Origin of the sequence: Streptomyces sp. SP18CS02 (genome assembly GCF_036322365.1) — a bacterium.
In the GTDB taxonomy this organism is placed as follows: domain Bacteria; phylum Actinomycetota; class Actinomycetes; order Streptomycetales; family Streptomycetaceae; genus Streptomyces.
Genome location: NZ_JAQYXC010000143.1, coordinates 1 through 1,487 on the forward strand (window position 1 = coordinate 1; position 1,487 = coordinate 1,487).

A 1,487-nucleotide genomic window follows, 5' to 3' on the forward strand; every position below is an offset into this window, starting at 1 on the left:
CGCCTCGGCCAGGTCCCGCACCAGCGGCGCCAGCGACCACCCGTCGCACGCGATGTGGTGCACCACCAGCAACAGCACGTTCTCCCCCACCCCCGCACCGAACAGGTGCGCCCGCAAAGGCAGTTCGGAACCCAGGTCGAACCCTTGCCGGGCGGCTTCGGTGAGGGCCTCGGTGAGACCGGCCGCGCCCGGGGAGGTGTGGGTCCAGGCCACGTGGGCGTCCTGGGGTCTCAGCACCTGCTGACGGGGCTGCCCGTCGGGGGCGGGGTACAGGGTGCGCAGGGTCTCATGGCGCTCCACCACGTCGTCGACGGCCCGGCGCAGGGCGTCGCTGTCGAGGGTGCCGCGCAGCCGGAGGGCGAGCGGGACGTTGTAGGTGGAGCCGCTCGCCGCCGCCCGGCCGGCTCCGGGGGCTTCGGTCCGGTCGAGGAACCAGATGCGCTGCTGGGCGTACGAGAGCGGAAGTGCGGCGGGCCGGTCGGCGGGGAGCAGGGCCGGGGGGGCCTGCTCGGCACCGTCGAGGGCGCGGGCGAGACCTGCGGCGGTCGGGTCCCGGAACAGCTCGCGGATGCCGATCTCGACGCCGAACGTACGGCGGATGCGGCTGATCAGGCGGGCGGCGAGCAGGGAGTGGCCGCCGAGCAGCAGGAAGCTCTCGTCGGCGCCGACCTCGTCGATGCCGAGGACGTCGGCGAAGAGGCCGCAGAGGACCACCTCGCGCGGGGTGCGCGGGGCGCGGCCGACCGGTCGGGAGCGGGTCTCCGGGGCGGGCAGGGCCTGGCGGTCGAGCTTGCCGTTGGGGGTCAGCGGAAGGGCGTCCAGGATGACGACCGCGGAGGGGACGAGGTGTTCGGGGAGCCGGTCGGCGGCGTGGGCCCGCAGCTCCTCGGGGGTCGTGGCAGCGGACGCGTCGAGGACGGCATAGGCGACCAGGCGCTTGTCCCCGGGGCGGTCCTCCCGGACCACCACCGCCGCCTGACGGACGCTCCGGTGCTTCATCAGGGCCGTCTGGACCTCGCCGGGCTCGACCCGGAAGCCCCGGATCTTCACCTGACCGTCCGCACGCCCGAGGAAGTCCACGACGCCGTCGGGCCTCATCCGCACGAGGTCACCGGTGCGGTACAGGCGCTCACCGGGAGCGCCGTAGGGGTGGGCGACGAAACGCTCGGCCGTCAGCCCCGGCTGACCCGCATACCCCCGGGCCAGACCCACACCCGCCATGTACAGCTCGCCCTCCGCGCCGGGCGGGAGACGTCGGAGCCGCTCGTCGAGGACGAAGACCTGTTTGTGGGAGATGACGGTGCCGACCGGAACCGACGAACCGGCCGTGTCACCCTCCTCGACCATGTGACAGCAGGTGAAGATCATCGACTCGACCGGCGAATACCCGTTCACCAGCCGCAACCCCGGATACTCCCCCAACGCCTTCGCCACATGCGCCACCGACAACGGCTCACCACCCGTCATCAACTGCCGCACCCCGGCAA

General features: G+C 73.2%; 1 protein-coding gene. It reads right to left on the reverse strand.

Annotated elements, in window-relative coordinates; genetic code table 11:
* On the reverse strand, window positions 1–1,479 hold a 1,479-nt coding region (locus PUR26_RS01045; RefSeq protein ID WP_329868278.1), incomplete at its 3' end, for a condensation domain-containing protein.
* Window positions 1,480–1,487 lie beyond the last annotated feature (8 nt).